The organism is Thermobacillus sp. ZCTH02-B1, from assembly GCF_002159085.1.
In the GTDB taxonomy this organism is placed as follows: Bacteria; Bacillota; Bacilli; order Paenibacillales; family Paenibacillaceae; genus Thermobacillus.
In genome coordinates this window covers 167,653-193,264 of record NZ_LZRU01000023.1, presented here as the reverse complement: position 1 = coordinate 193,264, position 25,612 = coordinate 167,653, and the positions used below count along the sequence as shown (strand labels likewise).

The 25,612-nt window shown below is 63.0% G+C and carries 28 protein-coding genes and 1 other annotated feature; all 28 genes read right to left on the bottom strand.

The window, feature by feature from the left end; all coding sequences use genetic code 11:
- Nucleotides 1-22: 22 nt before the first annotated feature.
- A complete protein-coding gene (gene rpmC / locus A9Z00_RS10870; protein WP_296977152.1) occupies nt 23-220 on the bottom strand; it encodes a 50S ribosomal protein L29 in 198 nt (65 codons plus the stop codon).
- A complete protein-coding gene (rplP, locus tag A9Z00_RS10865; RefSeq protein WP_296977040.1) occupies nt 210-653 on the bottom strand; it encodes a 50S ribosomal protein L16 in 444 nt (147 codons plus the stop codon). The genes rpmC and rplP overlap by 11 nt, the downstream gene beginning before the upstream one ends.
- A 1-nt stretch (nt 654) precedes the next feature.
- The gene (gene rpsC, locus A9Z00_RS10860) at nt 655-1,320 is read right to left on the bottom strand and encodes a 30S ribosomal protein S3 (protein ID WP_296977036.1); all 666 of its coding nucleotides are present in this window, start codon (nt 1,318-1,320) and stop codon (nt 655-657) included.
- Between the two features lie 12 nt (nt 1,321-1,332).
- Nucleotides 1,333-1,668 carry a 50S ribosomal protein L22 gene (gene rplV, locus A9Z00_RS10855; RefSeq protein WP_296977033.1) on the bottom strand — a complete coding sequence of 112 codons (336 nt, stop codon included), beginning with the start codon at nt 1,666-1,668 and terminating at the stop codon, nt 1,333-1,335.
- A 96-nt stretch (nt 1,669-1,764) separates the two neighbouring features.
- Nucleotides 1,765-2,046 carry a 30S ribosomal protein S19 gene (gene rpsS, locus A9Z00_RS10850; protein ID WP_296977030.1) on the bottom strand — a complete coding sequence of 94 codons (282 nt, stop codon included), beginning with the start codon at nt 2,044-2,046 and terminating at the stop codon, nt 1,765-1,767.
- Nucleotides 2,047-2,152: 106 nt separating this feature from the next.
- Nucleotides 2,153-2,983: a 50S ribosomal protein L2 gene (gene rplB, locus A9Z00_RS10845; protein ID WP_296977028.1), complete on the bottom strand. Its 831-nt coding sequence runs from the start codon at nt 2,981-2,983 to the stop codon at nt 2,153-2,155.
- Nucleotides 2,984-3,010: 27 nt separating this feature from the next.
- On the bottom strand, nt 3,011-3,304 hold the full coding sequence (gene rplW, locus A9Z00_RS10840) for a 50S ribosomal protein L23 (protein WP_296977026.1): 294 nt from the start codon (nt 3,302-3,304) through the stop codon (nt 3,011-3,013).
- Nucleotides 3,301-3,927 carry a 50S ribosomal protein L4 gene (gene rplD, locus A9Z00_RS10835; RefSeq protein ID WP_296977023.1) on the bottom strand — a complete coding sequence of 209 codons (627 nt, stop codon included), beginning with the start codon at nt 3,925-3,927 and terminating at the stop codon, nt 3,301-3,303. The genes rplW and rplD overlap by 4 nt, the downstream gene beginning before the upstream one ends.
- Nucleotides 3,928-3,959: 32 nt before the next feature.
- Complete coding sequence (gene rplC, locus A9Z00_RS10830) at nt 3,960-4,580, bottom strand: 50S ribosomal protein L3 (RefSeq protein ID WP_296977021.1); 621 nt, start codon at nt 4,578-4,580, stop codon at nt 3,960-3,962.
- A 52-nt stretch (nt 4,581-4,632) separates the two neighbouring features.
- Nucleotides 4,633-4,950, bottom strand: a complete 318-nt coding sequence (gene rpsJ, locus A9Z00_RS10825; RefSeq protein ID WP_296977018.1) for a 30S ribosomal protein S10 — start codon at nt 4,948-4,950, stop codon at nt 4,633-4,635.
- A 403-nt stretch (nt 4,951-5,353) separates the two neighbouring features.
- Nucleotides 5,354-6,265 (bottom strand): ABC transporter ATP-binding protein, encoded by a 912-nt coding sequence (locus tag A9Z00_RS10820; protein ID WP_296977015.1) that lies wholly within the window; start codon nt 6,263-6,265, stop codon nt 5,354-5,356.
- Nucleotides 6,266-6,521: 256 nt separating this feature from the next.
- Nucleotides 6,522-7,715, bottom strand: coding sequence for an elongation factor Tu (gene tuf, locus A9Z00_RS10815; protein WP_296977012.1), 1,194 nt, complete (start codon nt 7,713-7,715; stop codon nt 6,522-6,524).
- A gap of 107 nt (nt 7,716-7,822) precedes the next feature.
- The gene (gene fusA, locus A9Z00_RS10810) at nt 7,823-9,910 is read right to left on the bottom strand and encodes an elongation factor G (RefSeq protein WP_296977009.1); all 2,088 of its coding nucleotides are present in this window, start codon (nt 9,908-9,910) and stop codon (nt 7,823-7,825) included.
- Nucleotides 9,911-9,937: 27 nt separating this feature from the next.
- A complete protein-coding gene (rpsG, locus tag A9Z00_RS10805) occupies nt 9,938-10,408 on the bottom strand; it encodes a 30S ribosomal protein S7 (RefSeq protein WP_296977005.1) in 471 nt (156 codons plus the stop codon).
- Between the two features lie 46 nt (nt 10,409-10,454).
- Nucleotides 10,455-10,877 (bottom strand): 30S ribosomal protein S12, encoded by a 423-nt coding sequence (rpsL, locus tag A9Z00_RS10800; protein WP_296977001.1) that lies wholly within the window; start codon nt 10,875-10,877, stop codon nt 10,455-10,457.
- Between the two features lie 141 nt (nt 10,878-11,018).
- Complete coding sequence (locus A9Z00_RS10795) at nt 11,019-11,249, bottom strand: ribosomal L7Ae/L30e/S12e/Gadd45 family protein (RefSeq protein ID WP_296976998.1); 231 nt, start codon at nt 11,247-11,249, stop codon at nt 11,019-11,021.
- A 344-nt stretch (nt 11,250-11,593) separates the two neighbouring features.
- Nucleotides 11,594-15,214, bottom strand: coding sequence for a DNA-directed RNA polymerase subunit beta' (rpoC, locus tag A9Z00_RS10790; RefSeq protein ID WP_296976996.1), 3,621 nt, complete (start codon nt 15,212-15,214; stop codon nt 11,594-11,596).
- A 128-nt stretch (nt 15,215-15,342) separates the two neighbouring features.
- Nucleotides 15,343-18,906 carry a DNA-directed RNA polymerase subunit beta gene (gene rpoB, locus A9Z00_RS10785; RefSeq protein ID WP_296976993.1) on the bottom strand — a complete coding sequence of 1,188 codons (3,564 nt, stop codon included), beginning with the start codon at nt 18,904-18,906 and terminating at the stop codon, nt 15,343-15,345.
- 420 nt (nt 18,907-19,326) lie between these two features.
- Nucleotides 19,327-19,941: a class I SAM-dependent methyltransferase gene (locus tag A9Z00_RS10780; protein WP_296976992.1), complete on the bottom strand. Its 615-nt coding sequence runs from the start codon at nt 19,939-19,941 to the stop codon at nt 19,327-19,329.
- 115 nt (nt 19,942-20,056) lie between these two features.
- Nucleotides 20,057-20,425 (bottom strand): 50S ribosomal protein L7/L12, encoded by a 369-nt coding sequence (gene rplL, locus A9Z00_RS10775; RefSeq protein WP_296976990.1) that lies wholly within the window; start codon nt 20,423-20,425, stop codon nt 20,057-20,059.
- A gap of 112 nt (nt 20,426-20,537) precedes the next feature.
- Nucleotides 20,538-21,041 carry a 50S ribosomal protein L10 gene (gene rplJ, locus A9Z00_RS10770; RefSeq protein ID WP_296976988.1) on the bottom strand — a complete coding sequence of 168 codons (504 nt, stop codon included), beginning with the start codon at nt 21,039-21,041 and terminating at the stop codon, nt 20,538-20,540.
- Between the two features lie 53 nt (nt 21,042-21,094).
- Nucleotides 21,095-21,249: a sequence feature (ribosomal protein L10 leader region), on the bottom strand.
- Nucleotides 21,250-21,265: 16 nt separating this feature from the next.
- The gene (gene rplA / locus A9Z00_RS10765; RefSeq protein ID WP_296976985.1) at nt 21,266-21,958 is read right to left on the bottom strand and encodes a 50S ribosomal protein L1; all 693 of its coding nucleotides are present in this window, start codon (nt 21,956-21,958) and stop codon (nt 21,266-21,268) included.
- Between the two features lie 103 nt (nt 21,959-22,061).
- On the bottom strand, nt 22,062-22,487 hold the full coding sequence (gene rplK / locus A9Z00_RS10760; RefSeq protein WP_296976982.1) for a 50S ribosomal protein L11: 426 nt from the start codon (nt 22,485-22,487) through the stop codon (nt 22,062-22,064).
- Nucleotides 22,488-22,677: 190 nt separating this feature from the next.
- On the bottom strand, nt 22,678-23,211 hold the full coding sequence (gene nusG / locus A9Z00_RS10755) for a transcription termination/antitermination protein NusG (RefSeq protein ID WP_296977149.1): 534 nt from the start codon (nt 23,209-23,211) through the stop codon (nt 22,678-22,680).
- A gap of 35 nt (nt 23,212-23,246) precedes the next feature.
- Nucleotides 23,247-23,456, bottom strand: a complete 210-nt coding sequence (gene secE / locus A9Z00_RS10750) for a preprotein translocase subunit SecE (protein WP_296976980.1) — start codon at nt 23,454-23,456, stop codon at nt 23,247-23,249.
- An 18-nt stretch (nt 23,457-23,474) separates the two neighbouring features.
- Nucleotides 23,475-23,624 carry a 50S ribosomal protein L33 gene (rpmG, locus tag A9Z00_RS10745; protein WP_296976977.1) on the bottom strand — a complete coding sequence of 50 codons (150 nt, stop codon included), beginning with the start codon at nt 23,622-23,624 and terminating at the stop codon, nt 23,475-23,477.
- A 439-nt stretch (nt 23,625-24,063) separates the two neighbouring features.
- Nucleotides 24,064-24,714 carry an RNA polymerase sporulation sigma factor SigH gene (gene sigH, locus A9Z00_RS10740; protein WP_296976975.1) on the bottom strand — a complete coding sequence of 217 codons (651 nt, stop codon included), beginning with the start codon at nt 24,712-24,714 and terminating at the stop codon, nt 24,064-24,066.
- A gap of 186 nt (nt 24,715-24,900) precedes the next feature.
- The gene (locus A9Z00_RS10735) at nt 24,901-25,590 is read right to left on the bottom strand and encodes a TetR/AcrR family transcriptional regulator (RefSeq protein ID WP_296976972.1); all 690 of its coding nucleotides are present in this window, start codon (nt 25,588-25,590) and stop codon (nt 24,901-24,903) included.
- Between the last annotated feature and the right edge of the window lie 22 nt (nt 25,591-25,612).

Below are 25,612 nucleotides of genomic sequence, written 5' to 3'. Positions count from 1 at the left end.
TTCGGTTCTTGGCCGGATCCGCTCAACGGATGCCGAGTTCGCGTTCGCGGATGACCGTCTTCGCGCGCGCGATCGCCCTGCGCACATCGCGGATGCGCGACGGATTCTCGAGTTGGCCCGTGGCCAGTTGGAAGCGCAGGTTGAAAAGCTCCTCCTTGAAATCCGAAATCTTCTTTTCGATTTCGGCCGTGGTCATGTTGCGGAAGTCGTTAGCCTTCATTTGCTTCATTTGCTTCACCACCCGCTTCTTCCCGTTTCACGAACCTCGTCTTGATCGGAAGCTTGTGGGATGCAAGACGCATCGCTTCACGAGCGACTTCCTCGGGCACGCCGGCGAGTTCGAACAAGACCTTGCCCGGCTTGACGACGGCAACCCATTTCTCGACGTTGCCCTTGCCGGCGCCCATCCGGACTTCAAGCGGCTTCTGGGTCACGGGTTTGTCCGGGAAGATCTTGATCCAGATCTTGCCGCCCCGCTTGACATAACGCGTGATCGCAATCCGCGCGGCCTCGATCTGCCGGTTCGTGATCCACGCCGGCTCCAGCGCCTGGAGGCCGTATTCGCCGAACGTCACTTCCGTGCCGCCCTTCGCGCGGCCCTTCAGCGTACCGCGCTGCACCTTGCGGTGTTTGACGCGCTTCGGTATCAACATGTCAGTTGCCTCCTTCCTGGACGGAAGCTTTCTTCTTCGCCGGAAGCACCTCGCCGCGATAGATCCAGACCTTCACGCCGATGCGGCCGTAAGTCGTATGGGCTTCCGCCGTACCGTAGTCGATGTCCGCGCGCAGCGTGTGGAGCGGCACCGTGCCTTCCGTGTAACCTTCCGTGCGCGCGATTTCCGCGCCGCCGAGCCGGCCGCTGACGCTGCACTTGATGCCCTTCGCGCCGGCGCGCATCGTCCGCTGGATCGCCTGCTTCATCGCGCGGCGGAACGAGATGCGGCGCTCGAGTTGCTGGGCGATCGATTCCGCGACGAGCGTCGCGTCCAGATCCGGCTGCTTGATTTCCATGATATTGATGTGAACTTTCTTGCCCTTCGTGATCTTCGTCAGTTCCGCGCGGAGATTTTCCACTTCCGAGCCGCCCTTGCCGATGACCATGCCCGGCTTCGCGGTGTGGATCGTCACGTTGACGCGGTTCGCCGCCCGTTCGATCTCGATGCGGGAGACCGCGGCGTCCTTCAGCTTCTTCTTCAGGAAATCGCGGATTTTGACGTCCTCAAGCAGCAGGTCGCCGAAATCCTTGCCGGCAAACCATCTCGATTCCCAATCCCGGATGATGCCGATGCGGAGACCGACCGGATTGACCTTTTGACCCACACATGTCCCTCCTTATTTTTCAGCTACCACCAGTGTGATGTGGCTCGTACGTTTCCTGATCGGGAACGCGCGTCCCTGCGCGCGGGGACGGTACCGCTTCAGGGTCGGCCCCTCGTTCACGTACGCCTGGGAAATGTAGAGCCGTTCAACGTTCATATGGTAATTATGTTCCGCATTCGCGATCGCCGAATTCAGCAGCTTCTCCACGATCGGGGAGGCCGCCTTCGGCGTATGGCGCAGAATCGCGAGCGCCTCGCCCACGCTCTTGCCGCGGATCAGGTCCACGACGAGCCTTGCCTTGCGCGGCGCGATGCGCACATATCTCGCGTGTGCCTTCGCTTCAGCCATCCCAGAACCCTCCTCTCACGCAATCAGCCTGTTCCGGCCGGCCTCAGGCCGCCCTTCCGGGCGGACGCGGCCGCCGACAGGCGCCGAAATGTCGGATTAACGCTTGCCCGTCTTGCGGTCTTCCTCGGTGTGGCCCTTGAACGTGCGCGTAGGCGCGAATTCGCCGAGCTTGTGGCCCACCATGTCTTCCGTCACATACACCGGCACATGCTTGCGGCCGTCATACACCGCAAACGTGTGGCCGACGAATTCCGGGAAAATCGTCGAACGCCGGGACCAGGTCTTGATGACCGCCTTCTTGTTCGCCTTGTTCAGCTCGTGAACCTTCTTCAGCAGGTGAGCGTCGGCGAACGGCCCCTTCTTCAGGCTGCGACCCATCGATGCTCCTCCCTTCGCTTGAATCGAGACCGAAGCCCGCCGGATCCGCGCGGGCGCTTCACGCGGCTTCCGCGCGGGAGCCATCCGTCACGCGGCGGGCGTACGATCACTTCGTGCGGCGACGAATGATGTACTTGTTCGACGCCTTCTTCTTCTTGCGCGTCTTGTAGCCGAGCGTCGGCTTGCCCCACGGCGTAACCGGCGATTTCCGGCCGATCGGAGCGCGGCCTTCGCCACCGCCGTGCGGGTGGTCTTCCGGGTTCATGACGACACCGCGGACCGCCGGGCGTCTGCCGAGCCAGCGGCTGCGACCCGCCTTGCCGATGCTGACCAGCTCGTGGTCCTCGTTGCCGACCGAACCGATCGTCGCGCGGCACTTCAGGAGGATGCGGCGCATCTCGCCGGAAGCCAGGCGGACGATCGCGTACTTGTCCTCCTTGCCGAGCAGCTGTGCTTCGGTGCCGGCCGCGCGCACGAGCTGACCGCCCTTGCCCGGCTTCAGCTCGATGTTGTGGATGACCGTACCGACCGGGATGTTCTCAAGCGGCAGCGCGTTGCCGACCTTGATGTCCGCGTCGGGACCGGACATGATCTTGTCGCCGACCTTCAGCCCCTTCGGCGCGATGATGTAGCGCTTCTCGCCGTCGACATAGTGGATCAGCGCGATGTTCGCCGTACGGTTCGGGTCGTATTCGATCGTCGCGACCTTGCCGACGATGCCGTCCTTGTCGCGCTTGAAATCGATGATCCGGTATTTCCGTTTGTGGCCGCCGCCGCGATGGCGGACCGTGATCCGGCCCTGGTTGTTGCGGCCGGCCTTCTTCTTCAGCGGCGCCAGCAGCGATTTCTCCGGGCGGTCCGTCGTGATTTCTTCGAACGTCGAGACCGTCATGGCGCGCCGGGCCGGAGAAGTCGGTTTGTACTTCTTGATGGGCACGAGTATCCCCTCCTTGTCTCAACAGAATCAGACGGACGCCTCGAAGAATTCGAGTTCCTTGCTGTCCGGGCTGAGCTGCACGATCGCCTTCTTCCATTCGCTCGTGTAGCCCTCATAACGGCCATAGCGCTTCGGCTTGGCCGGAACGCGCATCGTGTTGACCTTCACAACCTTGACCTTGAAGATCTGCTCGACCGCCCGTTTGATCTCGGGCTTCGTCGCCTTGATGTCAACTTCGAAGACGTAGCGCTTGTTCGCCATCATTTCGGTCGTCCGTTCGGTGATGACCGGACGCTTGATGATGTCGCGCGGGTCCTTCATTGCGCCAGCACCTCCTGTACCTTCAGTGCCGCGTCCTTCGTCATGATGAGCTTGTCGTGAACCATGACGTCGCGCACGTTGATGCCGTCAGCCGCGACGAACTTCACGCCCGGAATGTTCCGCGCGGAGAGCGCCACGTTGTCGTCGTATTCCGCCGTTACGACGAGCGCCTTGCGGTCGACCTTGAGATTGTTCAGAATGCCGACGAAATCCTTCGTCTTCGGCCGTTCCATCTTCAGCTCATCCAGCACGATCAGTTCGCTCGCGCCCACCTTCGCGGAGAGCGCCGAACGCATCGCCAGACGGCGAACCTTCTTCGGCAGCTTGAATCCGTACGTGCGCGGCACCGGACCGAACACGACGCCGCCGCCCTTCCATTGCGGCGCACGGATGCTGCCATGGCGTGCGCGGCCCGTGCCCTTCTGCCTCCACGGCTTGCGGCCGCCGCCCCTCACTTCCGCGCGGTTCTTCGTTTTATGCGTACCGCGGCGCTCGGCGGCTTCCTGCAGCACGATCGCGCTGTGCAGCGCGTGCACGTGCGGTTCGATGCCGTACACCTCGTCGGACAGCTCGATCTCGCCGACCTGCGCCCCGCTGACATTGTATACTGCTACCTTCGGCATTTCATGTTCCTCCTTCCCCCGCGGGAATCGGTCTATTGCTTCTTCACCGAGGATCTGATCTTCAGGAACGAATTCCGCGTGCCCGGCACCGAGCCCTTGACGAGAATGACGTTGCGCTCGGCGTCGACACGGATCACTTCGAGATTCTGGATCGTGACGGTCTCGCTGCCCATACGGCCCGGCAGCGGCTTGCCCTTGAACACGCGGTTCGCCTGGATCGAACCCATTGAACCCGGACCGCGATGGTACTTCGAACCGTGGGCCATCGGACCGCGGCGCTGCCCCCAGCGTTTGATGGCGCCCGCGAAGCCCTTGCCCTTCGAAATGCCCGTCACGTCGACGAACTCGCCTTCCTTGAAGATATCCGCCTTGATCTCCTGGCCGACTTCGTATTCGTCCACATTGACCCCGCGGATTTCCTTCACGTAGCGCTTGGGTGCCGTGCCGGCCTTCTTGGCGTGGCCGATTTCCGGCTTGTTCGGGTTCTTCTTGTCGGCGAAGCCGAGCTGGATGGCTTCGTAGCCGTCGGTCTCCCGAACCTTCTTCTGGAGAACGACGCACGGGCCGGCCTCGATGACCGTGACCGGTACGACGGAGCCGTCAGCCGCGAAGACCTGCGTCATCCCCAGCTTTCTGCCCAAGATACCTTTCATGTTGACACCTCATTTCCTTGTCGTGCGTAGAATGGCCGCCCCGTCCGCGGCCTCACAGCTTGATCTCAATGTCGACGCCGGACGGAAGGTCCAGACGCATCAGCGCATCGACCGTCTGCGGCGTGGGATTCAGGATGTCGATCAGACGCTTGTGCGTGCGCATCTCGAACTGTTCGCGGGAATCCTTGTACTTGTGCACCGCCCGGAGGATCGTGATGACCTGTCTCTCCGTCGGAAGCGGAATCGGACCGGAGACCCCAGCGCCGGAGCGCTTCGCCGTCTCCACGATCTTCTCCGCGGACTGATCGAGAATGCGATGGTCGTAAGCCTTGAGACGGATCCGGATCTTTTGTTTCGCCTTGGCTGCCATATGAGTCCCTCCTTCTGTCGCCCAATTTGGTAATCGGACATACTCCGCGAGAATTTCCCCGACAGGCCCCCTATGGCAAAGGGGCCGGGTGTGTCGGCAACCTCCCGCATCATCGCAACGTCGCAGACCAACATGCAACATTATAGCGGACCGTACAAGCGATTGCAATCTTTTTCTTTTCCGGAAACCGCGCTGACGACCGCCGCTGCGATTGCCATTAAAATAAGGAAGCGCTTCGGTCTGCACCGTCAAGCGCTCCTCCCGGCGCCTTCCCGATTCCGTCCGGCGGGCTGACGGTCACGGATCAGGTCCCGGAAAAAGAAGAAGCCACCGTCCCGAAGGGAACCGGTGGCTTCGCTCCGCCTCCGCCATGCCGCGATCTTCGCCGGCGCCGCGCGGGGCTTCAACCGCGCGCACCCGCGCCTGCCGGCATGTCCGCCTGCCGCTCCGCCGCTCCTGTCGCGGCGCCGCCCATCTCCCGTCCGTCCTTCGCGGGCCTGCCCTCGCGCTTCTTTGCCGCGCGCAGGCTTTCGCGGAACAGCTCGAACGGCAGGCAGAGCGGCACGCCCGTGCGCGGATCGAACAGGATGTCGGCCTCGATGCCGAACACCTCGCGCAGCACTTCCTTCGTCGTCACCTGCGCCGGCTCGCCTTCCGCCACGATCTTGCCGGCCTTGATGGCGATCATGTGGTGCGCGAAGCGTGTGGCGTGGTTCAGGTCGTGCACGACCATGACGATCGTCCGTCCCTGCTCTTCGTTGAGCTGCCTGAGCAGCTTCAGCACTTCGAGCTGATGCGCCATGTCGAGATAGGTCGTCGGCTCGTCGAGGAACAGGATCTCCGTCTGCTGCGCGAGCGCCATCGCGATCCACGCCCGTTGCCGCTGGCCGCCGGAGAGTTGGTCGACCGCGCGGTCGGCGAACGCCTCGAGCCCGGTCACCTCGATCGCCCATTCCACGATTTCGCGGTCCTCGCGACTCAACGTGCCGAAGCCCCGCTGATGCGGGTAGCGGCCGTAGCCGACCAGTTCGCGCACCGTCAACCCCTCGGGCGCGACGGGGTTCTGGGGCAGAATCGCGAGCTGCTTCGCCACTTCCCGCGTCGGCTGCGAATGGATCGCCTTGCCGTCGAGCAGCACGCTGCCGCGCTTCGGCTTCATGATGCGGGCCATCGTCTTCAGGATCGTCGACTTGCCCGATCCGTTCGCCCCCACGAGCGCGGTGATCTTGCCGGACGGTATGCTCAGGTTCAACCCTTCGACGATCAGCCGGTCATCGTATCCGATCGCCAGGTCCCGCGTGACCAGTCTTTCCATGGCGCCTCTCATCCCTTTTCGTCCGCCTGCCTGCGCAGGCCGATTCACGATTCGCCGCCGGCGCACGGCCGGATGGCCGCGGCGGTCTGCCGCCCGCGGCCGGCCATCGGTCAGCCGTTCAGATCGATCCGTCTACTATGATAATGGTTCTCATTTTCGGCGTCAATGATCTGCCGCCGCCCCGAAGCAAAAATCAACGGCCGTCCGGCGGTACGTGCCGCCGAACGGCCGCAGCGGGCTGCGTATGACCGCAGCGTTATTGCAGGATTTTGGCAACGGCGCCCGCGCCGACCGTGCGGCCGCCTTCGCGAATTGCGAAGCGCGTGCCTTCCTCGATCGCGATCGGAGCGATCAGTTCGACCGTCAGGGTGACGTTGTCGCCCGGCATGACCATCTCGGTGCCTTCCGGCAGTTGGATGACACCCGTGACGTCCGTCGTCCGGAAGTAGAACTGCGGACGATAGCCGGAGAAGAACGGCTTGTGGCGGCCGCCTTCTTCCTTCGTCAGGACGTAGACTTGCGCCGTGAACTTCGTGTGCGGGTTGACCGTACCCGGCTTCACGAGCACCTGGCCGCGTTCGATTTCCTTCCGCTCCACACCGCGGAGCAGCGCGCCGATGTTGTCGCCGGCTTGCGCTTCGTCCAGCAGCTTGCGGAACATTTCGACACCCGTGACGACCGTCTTCTTCGTCTCGTCACGCAGACCGACGATCTCGACTTCGTCGCCGACCTTCACCGTTCCGCGCTCGACGCGACCCGTCGCAACCGTACCGCGGCCGGTGATCGTGAACACGTCTTCGACCGGCATGAGGAACGGCTTGTCGACTTCGCGCTGCGGCGTCGGGATGTAGTTGTCGATCGTTTCGAACAGCTCGATGATCTTGTCGCCCCACGGACCGTCCGGATTTTCCAGCGCTTCGCGCGCGGAACCGCGGATGATCGGCGTCGTGTCGCCCGGGAATTCATACTCGTTCAGCAGGTCGCGGATTTCCATTTCGACCAGCTCGAGCAGCTCTTCGTCTTCCACCATGTCGCACTTGTTCAGGAAGACGACGATGTACGGAACGCCGACCTGACGGGAGAGCAGGATGTGCTCACGCGTTTGCGGCATCGGACCGTCGGCGGCGGACACGACGAGAATCGCGCCGTCCATTTGCGCCGCGCCCGTGATCATGTTCTTGACGTAGTCGGCGTGGCCCGGGCAGTCGACGTGCGCATAGTGGCGATTCGGCGTTTCGTACTCGACGTGGGCGGTCGAGATCGTGATGCCGCGTTCGCGTTCTTCCGGCGCCTTGTCGATTTGGTCGTAGGCGATCGCCTGGCCGGTGCCGTACCGCTTCGCCAGAACCGTCGTGATGGCAGCCGTCAGCGTCGTCTTGCCATGGTCGACGTGACCGATGGTGCCGATGTTGACGTGCGGTTTCGTACGTTCGAATTTCGCCTTGGCCATGTGAACCATTGCCTCCTTGGATTATGGATTGGGTTATGGAGCGGGAGCGGCGCACCGCGCCGCTTCATCCGTCCCGGATCCACATCGGTTGTGCCGCAACGGAATGCTCACTCGTTGCCGCTGTTGCCCTTGTACTTCGAGATGATCTCGTCCGCGATCGACTTCGGAACTTCCTCGTAGTGGGACAGTTCCATCGAGAACACCCCGCGGCCTTGCGTGGTCGAACGGAGCGTTGTCGAATAGCCGAACATTTCGCCGAGCGGCACCTTCGCGCGGATGATCTGCGCGCCGCCGCGCGAGTCCGTGCCCTCGATCCGTCCGCGGCGGGAACTGAGCGTGCCCATGACGTCGCCGAAGTACTCTTCCGGCACCGTGACTTCGACCTTCATGATCGGTTCGAGCAGCACCGGATTGCAGACGTCCTTCGCCGCCTTGAGCGCCAGCGAGCCCGCGATCTTGAACGCCATTTCGGACGAGTCGACTTCGTGGTACGAACCGTCGACGAGCGTGGCCTTGATGTCGACGATCGGATAGCCGGCGAGCACGCCGTTGCGCATCGCTTCCTCGATCCCGGCCTGGACGGCGGGCACATATTCCTTCGGCACGACGCCGCCGACGATCTTGTTCTCGAACACGAAGCCCGAACCCTGCTCAAGCGGTTCGAATTCGATCCAGACATGGCCGTATTGGCCGCGGCCGCCGGTCTGGCGCACGAACTTGCCCTCGACGCGCGCCGGCGTGCGGAACGTCTCGCGGTAAGCGACCTGCGGCTTGCCGACGTTCGTCTCGACCTTGAATTCCCGCTTCAGCCGGTCGACGATGATCTCGAGATGGAGCTCACCCATGCCCGCGATGATCGTCTGGCCGGTTTCCTCGTCGGTGTAGGCGCGGAACGTCGGGTCTTCCTCGGCCAGCTTCTGCAGCGCGACGCCCAGTTTGTCCATGTCGTTCTTCGTCTTCGGCTCGATCGCGACCTCGATGACCGGTTCCGGGAATGTCATCGATTCGAGGATGATCGGATGCTTCTCGTCGCAGAGCGTGTCGCCGGTCGTCGTATCCTTCAGGCCGACGGCCGCCGCGATGTCGCCCGCGTACACTTCCGTGATCTCCTCGCGATGGTTCGCGTGCATCTGCAGGATGCGCCCGATCCGCTCGCGCTTGCCCTTCGTCGCGTTCAGCACGTACGTCCCCGATTGCAGGACGCCGGAATAGACGCGGAAATACGTCAGCTTCCCGACGAACGGGTCGCTCATGATCTTGAACGCGAGCGCCGCGAACGGCTCGTCGTCGGACGACTTGCGCGTCGTCTCCGTGCCGTCTTCGAGCACGCCCCGGATGTCCGGCACGTCGACCGGGGACGGCAGATAGTCGATGACCGCGTCCAGCATCAACTGCACGCCCTTGTTCCGGTACGAAGAACCGCAGACGACCGGGAAGATCTTCACGGAGCAGGTGCCCTTGCGGAGCGCCGCCTTCAGTTCCGGAACGGTGATCTCCTCACCTTCCAGATACTTCATCATGAGATCCTCGTCGATCTCGGCGACCTTCTCGACCAGCTCGTTGCGGAGCTCTTCGGCCTTGTCGGCCAGTTCGGCCGGAATCTCGCCGACTTCGATGTTCTTGCCGAGGTCGTCCTGGTAGAAATACGCCTTCCGCTCGATCAGGTCGATGATGCCGCGGAAGTCGCTCTCCGCGCCGATCGGCAGCTGGATCGCGACGGCGTTCGCCTGCAGGCGGTCGCGCATGTCCTGGACGACGGCGAGGAAATCCGCGCCGATGATGTCCATCTTGTTGACATAGGCGATCCGAGGAACGCCGTATTTGTCCGCCTGACGCCAGACGGTCTCGGATTGCGGTTCAACGCCTTCCTTCGCGCTGAACACCGCGATGGCTCCGTCCAGAACGCGCAGGGAACGTTCGACTTCAACGGTGAAGTCGACGTGGCCCGGCGTGTCGATGATGTTGATCCGGTGACCCTTCCACTGGCAGGTCGTCGCGGCGGACGTGATCGTGATGCCGCGCTCCTGTTCCTGTTCCATCCAGTCCATCGTCGCGGCGCCTTCGTGTACCTCGCCGATCTTGTGCGTGCGGCCGGTGTAGAACAGGATGCGCTCCGTGGTGGTCGTCTTGCCGGCGTCAATATGGGCCATGATCCCGATATTGCGCGTCTCTTTCAAGGAGAACTGTCTAGGCATGCTGTTGTCTCCTTCCGAATCTGAATCCTACCAGCGGTAGTGCGCGAACGCCTTGTTCGCCTCGGCCATCTTGTGCGTGTCTTCGCGCTTCTTCACGGCTCCGCCGGTATTGTTCGACGCGTCGATGATCTCGGCCGCGAGCCGTTCCTGCATCGTCTTCTCGCTGCGCAGGCGGGCGTAGTTGACGAGCCAACGGAGCCCGAGGGACGTCCGGCGTTCCGGCCTGACTTCCACCGGAACCTGATAGTTCGCGCCGCCGACGCGGCGGGCCTTGACTTCGAGCACCGGCATGACGTTCTTGAGCGCCGCCTCGAACACTTCCATCGGGTCCTTGCCCGTCCGCTCGCGGATGATCTCGAACGCCTCATACAGGATTCTCGATGCCTTGCCCTTCTTGCCGTCGACCATGATGCGGTTGATGAGCCGCGTGACCAGCTTGCTGTTGTAAATCGGGTCCGGCAGCACATCGCGCTTCGGCACCGGTCCTCTTCTCGGCATCGTTCCAACCTCCTTCCATCATGTTTCTCCGTTCGTCGCCGATCTATTACTTCTTGCCATCCTTCGGGCGCTTCGCGCCGTACTTGGAGCGGCCTTGCTTGCGGTTCGCCACGCCTGCCGTGTCAAGCGCGCCGCGGATGATATGATAACGGACACCCGGGAGGTCCTTGACCCGGCCGCCGCGGATCAGCACGACGCTGTGCTCCTGGAGATTGTGGCCGATGCCCGGAATGTAGGCCGTCACTTCCACGCGGTTCGTCAGGCGTACCCGCGCGTACTTCCGCAGGGCGGAGTTCGGCTTCTTCGGCGTCATCGTGCCCACGCGGGTGCAGACGCCCCGCTTCTGCGGCGAGCTGAGCGGCGTCGAGATGCGCTTCAGGGCGTTGTAGCCACGCTGCAGCGCCGGCGACTTCGATTTCACGATCTTCGCCTTGCGGCCCTTGCGCACGAGCTGGTTGATTGTCGGCATGTTGCCACCCCCTTCCCTGTCCGTCTCGGTGCCTCAAAGCTGCGTGTCTCAAGTCCACAGATCCAGGCGGCTCATTTTGAAGCAGACAAAAGCCCGAACCGCGATTCCTCCGGCGGAATCCGGCGCATACGCTGCCTGCTGTTACGTTCCATCCGGAATCCAGGCGGCCGAGGCGGCTCCGACGTCGATCCCGCAGCGCTTGCCGAGATCGGCCATCCGGTCCACCCATTCGACCTCGATATCCGCTTCGCGGCAGAGCTCCACGAGTCTGCCCGTCAACCGAGGATCTGCATCGCGCGCGATGTATACCCGCGCGGCCAACCTTTGCTCCACAGCTTTCGTCGTCTGCTTGGTGCCGATCTTCCAGGGCATGGAGATTCCTCCCGTCCACGAAGGCGCACGATCCCCATCCTTGTGCAGGCACACTTCGATATAGTATCACCTGCTGCCAGGGTGTGTCAAGCAAAACGGCCGGCGGCGAATATTCAATTTGACGCGTCCGTTTTGCGAACAACCGCGACAAGCCCTGCGGCAATCGCGCGGCTTGCCGCGTCCTGACGCCAAAGCAAAATCCCCCCGGACAGCGGCCGGGCCGGTCCGGACGATCGGATCGTCCGGCCGGCCCATGCCGCCATCCTCAACGCTCGGGTCATCGGGTCAACCTGTTGTCCGCGGACGCGCGGCGCTTCCCGCCGACGGACCCGGCTTCCGTCGCGTCAGGATTCCACCGCCACGCCCTCAAGCGCTTCTTCCGGCGCTTGCGGATCTTCTTCCGTTCCGGACAGGCGGATGCTCCGATAGTGCGCCATGCCCGTGCCGGCCGGAATCAGCTTGCCGATGATGACGTTCTCCTTCAGGCCGAGCAGCTGGTCGACCTTGCCCTTGATCGCGGCGTCGGTGAGCACGCGCGTCGTCTCCTGGAACGAAGCCGCGGACAGGAAGGAATCCGTCTCCAGCGACGCCTTCGTGATGCCGAGCAGCACCGGCTTCGCGACGGCCGGTTCTTTGCCCGCGAGGATCGCCTGGCGGTTCGCTTCCTCGTATTCGTGAATGTCGACGTACGTGCCCGGCAGGAGCGGCGTGTCGCCCGCGTCGACGATGCGGATCTTGCGCAGCATCTGCTTGATCATGACCTCGATGTGCTTGTCGTTGATCTCGACGCCCTGGTTCCGGTAGACGCGCTGCACTTCCTGCAGGATGTAGTTCTGCACGCCGCGGATGCCCTTGATCCGGAGCATCTCCTTCGGGTCGATCGAGCCGTCCGTCAGCTCGTCGCCCGCTTCGACGCGGTCGCCGATGTTCACGCGGATGCGCGAACCGTAGCTGACCGAGTAGACCTTCGTCTCCGCTTCGCCCTCGACTTCGATCTCGCGCCGGTCCTTCGTGTCGCGGATGTCCTTCACGACGCCGTCGATCTCGGAGATCGTCGCCTGACCCTTCGGATTCCGGGCCTCGAACAGCTCCTGGATCCGCGGCAGACCTTGCGTGATGTCTTCGCCCGCGACGCCGCCCGTGTGGAACGTCCGCATCGTGAGCTGCGTCCCCGGCTCGCCGATCGACTGGGCCGCGATGATGCCGACCGCTTCGCCGATCTCGACGACCTTGCCGGTCGCCAGGTTCCGGCCGTAGCAGATCTTGCAGACGCCGTGGCGGGCGCGGCAGGCGAGCACGGAGCGGATCTCGACCTTCTCGATGCCGGCCGCGATGATCTTCGCCGCCTTCTCGGCATCGATCATCTCGTTCTTGCCGACGATGATCTCGCCCGTCTCCGGATGGCGGATCGCCGTCGCGGCGAACCGGCCTTCGATCCGGTCGTACAGATCCTCGATGACTTCCTTGCCGTCGTGGATCTTCGTGACCGTGATGCCCTTATCCGTGCCGCAGTCTTCCTCGCGCACGATGACGTCCTGCGCGACGTCGACGAGACGGCGGGTGAGATAACCCGAGTCCGCGGTCCGGAGCGCCGTGTCGGCGAGACCCTTCCGCGCGCCGTGCGTCGAGATGAAGTACTCGAGGACCGTCAGCCCTTCGCGGAAGTTCGACTTGATCGGCAGCTCGAAGATCCGGCCGGACGGCGTCGCCATCAGGCCGCGCATGCCGCCGAGCTGCGTGATCTGCGACTTGTTGCCCCGCGCCTTCGAGTCGACCATGAGCATGAGCGAGTTGAACCGGTCCATCGACTTCATCAGCACGTCCGTGATCCGGTCCTTCGTCTGGCTCCAGATCTCGATGACGCGGTCGTAGCGTTCCTCGTCCGTGATCAGGCCGCGGCGGTACTGGTTCGTAACGATCCGGACCTTCTCTTCGGATTCGGCCAGAATCTCCTTCTTCTCCTCCGGCACGACGACGTCCGAGATCGCGATCGTGATGCCGGCCTTCGTCGAATACGCGAAGCCGAGCTCCTTGATCTTGTCGAGAATGACCGACGTCGTCGTCGTCTGGTACAGCCGGAAGCACTCGTAGATGATCTGGCCGAGATATTCCTTGCCCACCGCGCTCGCGATCGGGAGCTGCGCGATGAACTCGTCGATGTTGACGCCCTTCTCCTTGATGAACCAGCGATCCGGCGTGCCCTGGAGCAGGTTCTCCTTCGTCGCCTCGTTGATGTACGGGAACGTGTCCGGGAAAATCTCGTTGAAGATCAGCTTGCCGACGGTCGTGACGAGCAGCGAGCGCTCCTGCTCCTCCGTGAACGTCTTCTTGTTCAGCGCGCGGGCCGGAATCACGATCCGCGCGTGGAGCGAGACGATGCCGCGGTGATAGGCGGAGATCGCCTCGTTCACCGTCGCGAACTTCATGCCCGTGCCCTTCGCGCCGGGGTCGTCCATCGTCAGGTAGTAGCTGCCGAGGACCATGTCCTGCGACGGCGTGACGACCGGCTTGCCGTCCTTCGGGTTCAGGATGTTGCCCGACGCGAGCATGAGCAGCCGCGCCTCCGCCTGCGCCTCGGCCGAGAGCGGCACGTGCACCGCCATCTGGTCGCCGTCGAAGTCGGCGTTGTACGCCGTGCAGACGAGCGGGTGCAGCTTGATCGCGCGCCCTTCGACCAGCACCGGCTCGAACGCCTGGATCCCGAGGCGGTGCAGCGTGGGCGCCCGGTTCAAGAGCACCGGATGCTCCTTGATCACTTCCTCGAGCACGTCCCACACTTCCGGGCTGACGCGCTCGACTTTGCGCTTCGCGCTCTTGATGTTGTGCGCGAGCCCCTTGTTCACGAGCTCCTTCATGACGAAGGGCTTGAACAGCTCCAGCGCCATCTCCTTCGGCAGGCCGCACTGATACATCTTCAGGCTCGGCCCGACGACGATGACGGAGCGGCCGGAGTAGTCGACCCGCTTGCCGAGCAGGTTCTGACGGAACCGGCCCTGCTTGCCCTTCAGCATGTGGCTGAGCGACTTCAGCGGACGGTTGCCCGGCCCGGTGACCGGACGGCCGCGGCGGCCGTTGTCGATCAGCGCGTCGACGGCCTCCTGCAGCATCCGCTTTTCGTTCTGCACGATGATGTCCGGCGCGCCGAGATCGAGCAGCCGCTTCAGCCGGTTGTTCCGGTTGATGACGCGGCGGTACAGGTCGTTCAGGTCGCTCGTCGCGAACCGGCCGCCGTCGAGCTGCACCATCGGACGCAGCTCCGGCGGGATGACCGGCAGCACATCGAGGATCATCCATTCCGGACGGTTGCCCGAATTGCGGAACGCCTCGAGCACCTCAAGCCGCTTGATCGCGCGGTTGCGCCGCTGTCCCTGCGCCGTGCGCAGCTCCTCCTTCAGCATCTCGATCTCGCGGTCGAGGTCGATGTCCATCAGCAGCTTCTTGATCGCTTCCGCGCCCATGCCGGCCTGGAAGCCGTAGCCGTACTTCTCGCGGTAGCTGCGGTATTCCTTTTCGGAGAGGAGCTGCTTCTTCTCGAGCGGCGTGTCGCCCGGGTCGGTCACGACATACGATGCGAAATAGATGACCTCCTCGAGCGAGCGCGGCGACATGTCGAGCACCAGCCCCATCCGGCTCGGAATACCCTTGAAATACCAGATGTGGGACACCGGAGCGGCCAGCTCGATGTGGCCCATCCGCTCGCGGCGCACCTTCGCGCGCGTCACCTCGACGCCGCATCGGTCGCAGACGACGCCCTTGTAGCGCACGCGCTTGTATTTGCCGCAGTGGCACTCCCAGTCCTTCGTCGGACCGAAAATCTTCTCGCAGAACAGCCCTTCCTTCTCGGGTTTGAGCGTACGGTAGTTGATCGTCTCGGGCTTCTTCACTTCTCCGCGCGACCAGGAGCGGATTTTGTCAGGCGAAGCCAGACCGATCTTCATGAACTCGAAGTTGTTCACATCCAACAAGGAGCAACCCTCCTCCAGTCTCTGCCGCAGGGCGGGCGAAGCCGCGCGCCGAGCAAGAAACCGCGCATCACGGCGCGCCGCGGAGACGGCGGCATCGCCCGGTCCGACGATGCGTCATGCGGCGTCGATCACTCGATGCTGACTTCCGATCCTTCGAGGCTCAGGTTGAGCTTCTCGCCCGCGCCTTCTTCCTCTTCGTCGATCTCCCTCATCTCGATCTCTTCTTCGTTCTCGGTCAGGATCTTCACGTCCATGCCGAGGCTCTGAAGCTCCTTGATGAGCACCTTGAACGACTCGGGAACACCCGGCTCGGGCACGTTCTCGCCCTTGACGATCGCTTCGTACGTCTTCACCCGTCCGACGACGTCGTCGGACTTGACGGTCAGTATCTCCTGCAGCGTGTAGGCGGCGCCGTAAGCCTCCAGCGCCCACACTTCCATCTCGCCGAACCGCTGGCCGCCGAACTGCGCCTTGCCGCCCAGCGGCTGCTGGGTGACGAGCGAGTACGGACCGGTCGAACGGGCGTGGATCTTGTCGTCGACCATGTGGGCCAGCTTGATCATGTACATGACGCCGACGGTGACTTCCCGCTCGAACGGTTCGCCCGTCCGGCCGTCGTACAGGATCGTCTTGCCGTCACGCCGCATGCCGGCTTCTTCCATCGCGTTGAACACGTCTTCCTCGTTCGCGCCGTCGAAGACCGGCGTGGCGGCGTAGATGCCGAGCTTCTTGCACGCCATGCCGAGGTGGACTTCCAGCACCTGCCCGATGTTCATCCGCGACGGGACGCCGAGCGGGTTCAGCACGACGTCAACCGGCGTGCCGTCCGGCAGGAACGGCATGTCTTCCTCCGGCAGAATGCGCGCGATGACGCCCTTGTTGCCGTGACGGCCGGCCATCTTGTCGCCTTCGGAAATCTTCCGCTTCTGCGCGATGTAGACACGCACGAGCTGGTTCACGCCCGGCGGCAGCTCGTCACCGTTCTCGCGCGTGAACACCTTGACGTCGACGACGATGCCGGACGTGCCGTGCGGCACGCGCAGCGACGTGTCACGCACCTCGCGCGCCTTTTCGCCGAAGATCGCGTGCAGGAGGCGTTCTTCCGCCGTCAGCTCGGTCACGCCCTTCGGCGTCACCTTGCCGACGAGGATGTCGCCGGCGCTGATCTCGGCACCGATGCGGACGATGCCGCGCTCATCCAGATTCTTGAGCGCGTCTTCGCCGACGTTCGGAATGTCGCGCGTGATCTCCTCCGGCCCGAGCTTCGTGTCGCGCGCCTCGCACTCGTATTCCTCGATGTGGATGGAGGTGTAGATGTCCTCCTTGACGAGCCGCTCGCTGAGCAGAATCGCGTCTTCGTAGTTGTACCCTTCCCAGGTCATGAACGCGACGAGCACGTTGCGGCCGAGCGCGAGTTCCCCCTGGTCGGTCGACGGACCGTCCGCCAGGACGTCGCCCTTCCGCACGAAATCGCCCTTCTTTACGATCGGGCGCTGGTTGATGCAGGTACCCTGGTTCGAGCGCTCGAACTTGTGCAGCTTGTATTTGATGAGATCGCCGGTCACCTGCCGGCCGTCAACCGTGTCGACGCGACGCAGCCAGATCTCGTTCGCCGTGACGCGCTCGATGATGCCGTCGCACTTCGCGATGACGCAGACACCCGAGTCGATCGCCGCGCGGTACTCCATGCCGGTGCCGACGAGCGGCGCTTCCGGCACGAGCAGCGGCACGGCCTGGCGCTGCATGTTCGCACCCATCAGCGCGCGGTTCGAGTCGTCGTTCTCGAGGAACGGGATCAGCGCCGTCGCAACCGAAACCACCTGTTTCGGCGACACGTCCATGAAGTCGACGCGGTTGCTCGGCATCGTCAGGATGTTGTCCGCCTGCTTGTTGTAGCGGACGACGACCATGTCCTCGGCGAACTTGCCCTCCGGCGTGAGCTGCGCGTTCGCCTGCGCGATGACGTAGTTGTCCTCCTCGTCCGCCGTCATGTAGACGATCTCGTCCGTGACGACGCCCGTCTCGGGATCGACGCGGCGGTACGGCGTCTCGATGAAGCCGTACTCATTGACCCGCGCGTACGTCGACAGCGAGTTGATCAGCCCGATGTTCGGACCTTCCGGCGTCTCGATCGGGCACATCCGGCCGTAGTGGGACGGATGGACGTCGCGCACCTCGAAGCCCGCGCGCTCCCGCGTCAGACCCCCGGGGCCGAGCGCGGACAGACGCCGCTTGTGCGTCAGCTCCGCCAGCGGGTTCGTCTGGTCCATGAACTGCGACAGCTGCGAGCTGCCGAAGAACTCCTTGATCGCCGCGATGACCGGGCGGATGTTGATGAGCGCCTGCGGCGTGATCGTGTTCGCGTCCTGGATCGACATCCGCTCGCGGACGACGCGCTCCATCCGGGACAGGCCGATGCGGAACTGGTTCTGCAGCAGCTCGCCGACCGAACGGAGGCGGCGGTTGCCGAGATGGTCGATGTCGTCCGTGCTGCCGATGCCGTGCAGCAGGTTGATGAAATAGTTGATCGACGCGATGATGTCGGCCGGCGTGATGTGCTTGACCGACTTGTCGATGTTGCCGTTCGAAATGATCTTGACGATCTTCCCGTCCTCTTCGGGCGAGAATACGCTGATCGATTGCAGGGTAATGCTATGGGCATCCAACACCCCGTTCGAGACGTGGTACGTCTTGAAGCCGACACCGTTCTCGAGGTAAGGCGTGATCTGGTCGAGCAGCCGACGGTCGATCACCTGGCCGGCCTCGGCGATGATCTCGCCGGTCGCGGGATCGACGAGCGTCTCCGCCAGGCGCTGATTGAACAGCCGGTTCTTGATGTTGAGCTTCTTGTTGATCTTGTAGCGGCCCACGCTCGCCAGGTCGTACCGCTTCGGGTCGAAGAAGCGCGCGACAAGCAGGTTCTTCGCGTTCTCGAGCGTCGGCGGCTCGCCCGGACGCAGCCGCTCGTAGATTTCGATGAGCGCCTTCTCGACGGAGTCCGTGTTGTCCTTGTCGAGCGTGTTGCGGATGAACTCGTCGTTGCCGAGCAGATCGAGGATTTCCGCATCCGTGCCGAAGCCGAGGGCGCGCAGCAGCACGGTCACCGGAATCTTCCGCGTGCGGTCGATCCGCACGTAGATGATGTCCTTCGTGTCCGTCTCGAGTTCGAGCCAGGCGCCGCGGTTCGGAATGACCGTAGCCGTGTAGGTCTTCTTGCCGTTCTTGTCAACCTTCGTGCTGAAATACACGCTGGGGGAGCGGACCAACTGGCTGACGATGACGCGCTCCGCGCCGTTGATGATGAACGTGCCGGTCTCGGTCATGAGCGGAAAATCGCCCATGAACACTTCCTGCTCCTTCACCTCGCCCGTCTCCTTGTTGATCAGGCGAACCTTGACGCGAAGCGGAGCGGCGTACGTCACATCGCGTTCCTTCGCATCGTCCACCGTATACTTCGGCTCACCGAGGGAATAGTCGATGAACTCGAGCTGCAGATTCCCCGTGAAGTCCGTGATCGGCGAGATGTCCTGGAACAGCTCGAGCAGGTCCCGCTCCAGGAAGCGCTGGTACGATTTCTGCTGGATTTCGATCAGGTTCGGTACCTCGAGCACTTCCTTGATGCGGGAATAGCTTCTGCGCGTGCGTCGGCCGTACTGAACGAGATGTCCTGCCAACTTTACCCCACCCCTCATGGTTGACTTGCAGCCTTGCCTGCTCTATCATCAATCCGCCGGGCCCCGACGCGAGGGTCCGGACGCGGCGGCCCGATAACGCCCGCAGACCCCATAGACGAAATAAAGGCCTTACCGGACGCATGCGCCCGGTTAAAGACCGTCGTGCCGCGAATCGCCGCCGAACCGGTACCGCCTGCACAGCGCGAGCCGCGAAAACGGAAAACGGCCGATGCGCCGCACTTCTCCGGTTGAGGCAGAATTCCCCATATGATAGATCATTTTCACCCGAAACCCGGTCATTATACCTCTGATCCGCCGAACCCGGGCACCGCTTCCGCCGCCACGGCAACATTCCCTCTTGACAACCGGCGAACGAAAGACTTGTGCCCCATTTTAAATGCTGACATTTTATAATGGTACCACACTGAAGAATGCGAGTCAACAATTGATTTGCCGCCCGGCCCGCAAAACATGGTATCCCTTGTCCCGGGCCGCCGTCCGCACATGGTCCGGTCCGAACAGCTCTTCGAGCTTCGCCGTGGCCGAAGGCGCCCCCTGCTGCTTCCGGATGACGACCCAGAGCGCGCCGCCCGGCGCCAGCACCTCCCGCGCCTCCGCGAAGATCCGGTGCACGACCGCCTTCCCCGCGCGGATCGGCGGATTCGTCAGCACGGCATCGAACGTCTGTCCGCGCACCGCCTCCAGCAGATCGCTCTCGAGCACCGTCACGTTGCGGATGCCGTTCAACCCGGCGTTTGCGCGCGCGAGCTCCACGGCCCGTTCGTTGATGTCGACCATCGTGACGCGGGCGTTCGGCAGCGAAGCCGCGATCGCGAGGCCGATCGGCCCGTAACCGCAGCCGACGTCGAGCACGCGCGCCCCGTCCGGGATCTCCGCCGTCTCGATCAGCAGGCGGCTCCCGAAATCGACGCCTGACCGGGAAAAAACGCCCGCGTCCGTCTCGAACGTCAGCCTTCTTCCCCGCAGCACCGCCTCGAACCGCCTTCTGTCGCTTTCCGACCGCGGCGATTTCGTGTAATAATGCTCGGTCATGCCGCACACCTCCCGCCGGATGACGCGCCGCCCGCGCGCACCGGGCCAAAATGACGCCGACCCTCCGAAGACGGAAGCTTCGGAGGGTTCGGCATGAAACATCAGGCTGAATGCATTATTTGATTTCGACGGTCGCGCCCGCTTCTTCGAGCTTCGCCTTGATCGACTCGGCCTCTTCCTTGCTGACCTTTTCCTTCAGCGGCTTCGGCGCGTTGTCGACCAGGTCCTTCGCTTCCTTCAGGCCGAGGCCCGTGATTTCGCGGACGACCTTGATGACGTTGATCTTCGACGCGCCCGGGTTCGCCAGGATGACGTCGAATTCCGACTGTTCCGCGGCTTGCGGAGCGGCACCCGCCGCGCCGGCGACAACCGCGACCGGAGCGGCCGCCGTGACGCCGAATTCTTCCTCGATCGCCTTCACGAGTTCGTTCAGCTCAAGGACCGTCATGCCCTTGATCGCTTCAATGATTTGTTCCTTCGACATGGTCTGACCTCCATCAATCATGTTATGTTCATTTCGCCGGTTGCCCTTCCGGGCAGCGAATCATTGCATGCAGCAACTCATGCGGACAGCGTCCGCCGCGCGAATCGCGCCGTCAGGCTTCCGCTTCCTTCTTGTCCGCGACCGCCTTGACGGCGAGCGCGAAATTGCGGATCGGCGCCTGCAGCATGCTGAGCAGCATGGAGAGCAGGGCTTCGCGGGACGGAAGATTCGCCAGCGCCTTGATCTCCTCGACGCTCACGACGCGGCCCTCGACGACGCCGCCCTTGATCTGGAGCGCTTCGTTCTCCTTCGCGAACTCGCTCAGAATCTTGGCCGGCGCCACGGGATCGTCCTTGCCGAATGCGATGGCCGTCGGACCCGTGAGCGCCGCGTCCAGCTCCGTCAGCTCGGCCTGCGCCGTCGCGCGCCGAACCAGCGTGTTCTTCAGCACCTTGAACTCGACGCCCGCCTCGCGCAGCTTGCGGCGCAGCTCCGTCACCTGCGCGACGTTCAGACCGCGGTAGTCGGTCAGCACCGTCGCCGCGCTTTCGCGGAGCTTCTGCGTGATTTCCTCGACGAGCCGCGCTTTTTCCTCAATGATCCTGGCGTTTGCCATGATGACACCTCCCGTTCACAGAGTCGCGCATCCGCATGCCGACGGCTTAATCGCCCGAAGCATGAACATGGCCTCCGCAGACAGCGGAGGCCATGACCGTGCGGCCGCCGGAGCGAACGCTTCCGGCGGATCGCATCTATGCCCAGCACCTCGGTAGGAAATTAAGCCTTGCGGCACCTACTGTCTACGGTACGCGTATATTCGATTCGGATGTGCGTGATGCCTTAGCGATAGGCCGCCGTGTTGACGGCTACGCTCGGACCCATCGTGGAAGAGATCGCGATCTTCTTCAGGTAGACCCCTTTCGCCGCGGCCGGTTTCGCCCGGAGCAGCGCTTCGATCAGGGCCCGCAGATTCTCCTCCAGCTTCTCGGCTTCGAACGACACCTTCCCGATCGGCGCGTGGATTTGACCCGCGCGATCGAGGCGGAATTCGATCTTGCCGGCCTTGATCTCCTGCACGGCCTTCGCCACGTCGAACGTGACCGTGCCGGCCTTCGGGTTCGGCATGAGCCCCTTGCCGCCGAGAATCCGGCCGAGCTTGCCGACTTCGGCCATCATGTCGGGCGTCGCCACGCAGACGTCGAAGTCGAGCCAGCCTTGCTGGATCTTCTGGATCAGGTCCGTATCGCCGACGTAGTCGGCGCCGGCGGCTTCCGCTTCCCTCGCCTTCTCGCCCTTGGCGAACACGAGGACGCGCTTCGTCTTGCCCGTGCCGTGCGGCAGGACGACGACGCCACGCACCGCCTGGTCTTGCTTCTTCGGATCAACGCCGAGACGAACGGCGACATCCACCGATTCGTCAAACTTGGCCGTTGCCGCCTTCTTCACGAGCTGCACCGCTTCGAGCGGCTCGTAGACCTTGGTGCGGTCGATTTGCTTGGCGGCTTCGATGTACTTTTTGCCGCGTTTTGCCATGTCGCTCTCCTCCCTGTGTGGTGTCAGCGGACCGCCCGTCCGGGCGTCCTCCCACGGTTCGCGGACCGTCGGATCCGCGCTTCCGACCGGTACCGATGCCCGGTCAGTCTTCGATGACGATGCCCATCGACCGCGCCGTGCCTTCGACCATCCGCATGGCGGCCTCGATCGAATTCGCGTTCAGGTCGGGCATCTTCTGCTCGGCGATCTCGCGCACCTTGCTGCGCTTGACCGTCCCCACCTTCTTCTTGTTCGGTTCGCCGGAGCCCTTCTCGACGCCTGCCGCCATGCGCAGGAGCACGGCCGCCGGCGGCGTCTTCGTCTCGAACGTGAACGAACGGTCTTCGTACACGGTGATGACGACCGGAATGATCAGGCCTGCCTGGTCAGCCGTGCGCGCGTTGAACTCCTTGCAGAATTGCATGATGTTCACGCCGGCCTGACCGAGCGCGGGACCGATCGGCGGAGCCGGATTGGCCTTGCCCGCGGGAACCTGCAGCTTCACGATCTTGATGACCTTCTTCGCCATTTCGCAACACCTCCTGCCCCTGGAATGTGGTCAGACGGACCGCCGCCGCGCCTTCGGGGCGCCCGGACCGCCTTCGGTCACGAAAGCGCCTTTCCCCGGCAAGCGCGTCCCGTTCGGACGCCGCCGCGAAGCGCATCCGCGGTCCTCCCACCGCCGCGCGCCGGAGCGCGCGGACGCCGGAAACCGGATGTTATATCTTTTCCACCTGAGTGTAATCCAGCTCAAGCGGGGTTTCCCTGCCGAACATGTTGACATGGACCTTCAGCTTGTTCTTGTCGTAGAGAATCTCCTCCACCGTGCCGATGAAGTCGGTGAAGGGACCGCTCTTGACGCGGACGGTGTCCTTCAGCTCGAAGTCCATCTTCGGTTTCGGCTCTTCGATGCCCATGTGCCGCAGAATCTGTTCGACTTCTTCCGGCTGGAGCGGAACCGGCTTGGACCCCGAGCCGCTCGCCCCGACGAATCCCGTCACGCCCGGCGTGTTGCGGACGACATACCAGGAATCGTCGGTCTGGATCATCTCGACGAGGACGTAGCCCGGATACACCTTGCGCTGGACGGTCTTTTTCTTCCCGTCCTTGGTGACGACTTCATCCTCGGTCGGGACGAGCACGCGGAAAATTTTGTCCTGCATGCCCATCGAAGCGACCCGCTTCTCGAGATTGGTCTTCACCTTGTTCTCATATCCGGAGTACGTATGGACGACATACCATCGTTTCTCCAGTTTATCCATGCGCAGGCCACCTTCGGAGCGGTTCGTCAGATGATCAGCTCGACCAGCTCGGAGATGATGATGTCCAGCACCCAGAAGTAGATCGTAACGAAGATGATCGCCACGAAGACGACGATCGAGTAGCTCGTCAGTTCCTTGCGATTGGGCCAGCGGACTTTCTTCAGCTCGTTCCAGCTGTCGGCGAAGAAGCTGATCGTCGAACCGAAGCCCTGTTTCATTTTCGCCAGGAAGGTCACGTCAATACCTCCAGTGCCTCACCGCGTTTCGCGATGAAGCGTGTGCTCGTTGCAGAACTTGCAGTATTTTCTCAGCTCGATGCGGTCGGGGGTCGTCCGCTTGTTCTTCGACGTCGTGTAGTTGCGTTGTTTGCAGTTCGTGCAAGCCAGCGTGATGATCACCCGCATGTGAAGTCCACCTCCCGAACTCGTAGTGCCCGAAGCCGCGTTCGGCATTCCGGCGTTTCGGCAACCGCCGGAAACCGCCTTCCGGGCGGCGCGGTCCTCCGTTCCGCCGGCGGTGAAGCCGGCAGCGGATAAAGCACAAAAAAAATAAACCGTTCGTATTTATAGGGCTACCTAACACACTTTAGCACAACGGCCGTCCCCTGTCAACGCATTTTGCGCGGGTGATCGCCTGCGGGGGCTCGCCCATGTTTCCCGTTTCCGACCATTATGGTCAAAAAAAGCCCCCGCCATACGCCCGCGTCCGCTCCGCCGATCCGGCCGACGCAGCATCCGATTCAGCTTCCCGCCCGGCTTCCCGCCGTTCATCATGCAGCCGTTCACTGTCTGAAAGCGCTTCCCATCATCCGGACGATCCGGGTTCCGGCGTATGCCGAATCGTTTACCCGCCCACGTTCCGGATCTCCAGATAGCGCTCCAGCTTCCGCTTCACGCGCTGCAGCGCGTTGTCGATCGACTTCACGTGCCGGTCCAGATCGACCGCGATCTCCTGATAGGAACGGCCGTCCAGATAGAGCATGAGCACCTGGCGCTCGAGATCGCTCAGGATCTCGGCCATCTTGTCCTCCAGGCCGACGAATTCCTCCTGGTTGATGATCAGTTCCTCGGGATCGGATACGCGCGATCCGCACAGAACGTCCATCAGCGTACGGTCGGAGTCTTCGTCGTAAATGGGCTTGTCCAGCGAGATGTACGAGTTCAGCGGGATATGTTTCTGCCGGGTGGCCGTCTTGATGGCGGTGATGATCTGGCGCGTGATGCACAGTTCGGCGAACGCCTTGAACGACGCGAGCTTGTCGCCCCGGAAGTCGCGGATCGACTTGTAGAGGCCGATCATGCCTTCCTGGACGATGTCCTCCCGGTCCGCGCCGATCAGGAAATACGACCTCGCCTTCGCGCGCACGAAGTTCTTGTACTTGTTGATCAGATACTCCAGCGCGTCGCTGTCGCCTTCGCGCACCGCCTCGACAATGTCCTCGTCGGATCTCGATTCAAACTCGCGCATTCGCTCAGCTTTGAGGTCGACGCCCACGAACTGATCCCTCCGGCCTGCAAGACGTGTACGCATCCGAGCCCGCAAAAATAGCGGCGCAATAATAGAGTCAGTATAAAGGATGATCTTTTGGAGCGTCAACAACGGCCGTCCGGCATTTCTTGCTACTCGGGCGATTTGCCGGCTGCGGACACCGGATCGGCCCGCCGTGATCCGCAGGGTCCGTCAGGACGGTCTCCCGGCGATGCCGTGCAGGAGGATGTCCACCGTCTGCTCGATTTCCTCTTCCTCGTCAAAAGGGAACTCCGGCGCCAGAAAGACATGGAACACGACCATGCCGACAAACTGGCTGACGGTCGCCCGGATGACGCGCCACGTCGGCATCTCCCGCAGCGCTCCCCGTTCCTGGAAATGGCGGATCAACGGCTCGATCCGCGCGATGACGATATGCGTGAACAGATCCTTGACCTGCGCGAGCAGTTCCGGCTGGAACGGCACCTCGTGGACGAGGATCCTGAGCAGCTTCTTGTGCTTGCGCGCAAAGTCCAGCCTGTCCCGCAGGATGGCACGGAAGAGATCCTCGGCCCGGTCGTACGGCATCTCCAGCAGCTTCGCGAAGTCGCGCATGAGGAACGGCGCGAACAGCTTGACCGCGACCGGAGCGGCGATCGACAGCAGCAGATCCTTCTTCGTCTTGTAGTGGCGGAAAATCGTGCCTTCCGCGACGCCCGCCCGCTGCGCGATCTCGCTCGTGGAAGCGGCCGCGAATCCCTTCTCCGAGAACACTTCCACGGCCGCCTCGATGATCCGGATCTGCTTCTCGGTCTTCCTGACGTCATCCGCTTCGAGCCGGTTGAGCAGGTCGATGATCCACTGCTCCCTATCGTCTGGAAAGGCGGACTCTCCTCGCACCACCCGAAAACCCCCTGCTTCTTCA

Excerpts from the sequence above, each read along its gene's own strand:
- rpmC (WP_296977152.1), bottom strand. The coding sequence starts at position 220 with ATGAAGGCTAACGACTTCCGCAACATGACCACGGCCGAAATCGAAAAG.
- rplP (WP_296977040.1), bottom strand. The coding sequence starts at position 653 with ATGTTGATACCGAAGCGCGTCAAACACCGCAAGGTGCAGCGCGGTACG.
- rplV (WP_296977033.1), bottom strand. The coding sequence starts at position 1,668 with ATGGCTGAAGCGAAGGCACACGCGAGATATGTGCGCATCGCGCCGCGC.
- rpsS (WP_296977030.1), bottom strand. The coding sequence starts at position 2,046 with ATGGGTCGCAGCCTGAAGAAGGGGCCGTTCGCCGACGCTCACCTGCTG.
- rplW (WP_296977026.1), bottom strand. The coding sequence starts at position 3,304 with ATGAAGGACCCGCGCGACATCATCAAGCGTCCGGTCATCACCGAACGG.
- rplD (WP_296977023.1), bottom strand. The coding sequence starts at position 3,927 with ATGCCGAAGGTAGCAGTATACAATGTCAGCGGGGCGCAGGTCGGCGAG.
- rplC (WP_296977021.1), bottom strand. The coding sequence starts at position 4,580 with ATGAAAGGTATCTTGGGCAGAAAGCTGGGGATGACGCAGGTCTTCGCG.
- rpsJ (WP_296977018.1), bottom strand. The coding sequence starts at position 4,950 with ATGGCAGCCAAGGCGAAACAAAAGATCCGGATCCGTCTCAAGGCTTAC.
- A9Z00_RS10820 (WP_296977015.1), bottom strand. The coding sequence starts at position 6,265 with ATGGAAAGACTGGTCACGCGGGACCTGGCGATCGGATACGATGACCGG.
- tuf (WP_296977012.1), bottom strand. The coding sequence starts at position 7,715 with ATGGCCAAGGCGAAATTCGAACGTACGAAACCGCACGTCAACATCGGC.
- fusA (WP_296977009.1), bottom strand. The coding sequence starts at position 9,910 with ATGCCTAGACAGTTCTCCTTGAAAGAGACGCGCAATATCGGGATCATG.
- rpsG (WP_296977005.1), bottom strand. The coding sequence starts at position 10,408 with ATGCCGAGAAGAGGACCGGTGCCGAAGCGCGATGTGCTGCCGGACCCG.
- rpsL (WP_296977001.1), bottom strand. The coding sequence starts at position 10,877 with ATGCCGACAATCAACCAGCTCGTGCGCAAGGGCCGCAAGGCGAAGATC.
- A9Z00_RS10795 (WP_296976998.1), bottom strand. The coding sequence starts at position 11,249 with ATGCCCTGGAAGATCGGCACCAAGCAGACGACGAAAGCTGTGGAGCAA.
- rpoB (WP_296976993.1), bottom strand. The coding sequence starts at position 18,906 with ATGAGGGGTGGGGTAAAGTTGGCAGGACATCTCGTTCAGTACGGCCGA.
- A9Z00_RS10780 (WP_296976992.1), bottom strand. The coding sequence starts at position 19,941 with ATGACCGAGCATTATTACACGAAATCGCCGCGGTCGGAAAGCGACAGA.
- rplL (WP_296976990.1), bottom strand. The coding sequence starts at position 20,425 with ATGTCGAAGGAACAAATCATTGAAGCGATCAAGGGCATGACGGTCCTT.
- rplJ (WP_296976988.1), bottom strand. The coding sequence starts at position 21,041 with ATGGCAAACGCCAGGATCATTGAGGAAAAAGCGCGGCTCGTCGAGGAA.
- rplA (WP_296976985.1), bottom strand. The coding sequence starts at position 21,958 with ATGGCAAAACGCGGCAAAAAGTACATCGAAGCCGCCAAGCAAATCGAC.
- rplK (WP_296976982.1), bottom strand. The coding sequence starts at position 22,487 with ATGGCGAAGAAGGTCATCAAGATCGTGAAGCTGCAGGTTCCCGCGGGC.
- rpmG (WP_296976977.1), bottom strand. The coding sequence starts at position 23,624 with ATGCGGGTGATCATCACGCTGGCTTGCACGAACTGCAAACAACGCAAC.